Annotated in this window: 1 protein-coding gene; it reads right to left on the bottom strand. The window is 71.3% G+C overall.

Features of this window, described 5'->3' with window-relative positions; all coding sequences use genetic code 11:
* Window positions 1-328: hypothetical protein (locus G6R24_RS21485; RefSeq protein WP_225438914.1), on the bottom strand; the 328-nt coding region annotated here is incomplete at both ends.

Genomic DNA, 328 nt, shown 5'->3' with positions numbered 1-328 from the left:
GGCGGCGCCGTCGGTGACCGGATACTGGGTGGCCCACCACAGCACCACCCCCCGCGACCGGCCCAGGCTCGACAGCTCCACCAGACGCTGCAGCCGGCCCTTGTCCCGCCGGACCTGGGCGAGGACCACCTGGCCTTCGTCGACGACGACGGTGAGCTGCGGGCCGTCCCACCGACTCAGCCGACGGCGCTTCAGCTCGGCGGCCCGGCGGGTCATCTCCGCGTGGACCTCATCGATCACCGCGTTGATCTCGGCGGGGGTGACCGCTACCCGGCAGATGCCGTCCCAGAGGGTGGCTTCCTCACCCTTGCCATCGACGAACACCAGA

Source organism: Candidatus Frankia nodulisporulans (assembly GCF_902806475.1).
In the GTDB taxonomy this organism is placed as follows: domain Bacteria; phylum Actinomycetota; class Actinomycetes; order Frankiales; family Frankiaceae; genus Frankia; species Frankia umida.
This window is presented reverse-complemented; position numbering and strand designations above follow the sequence as displayed.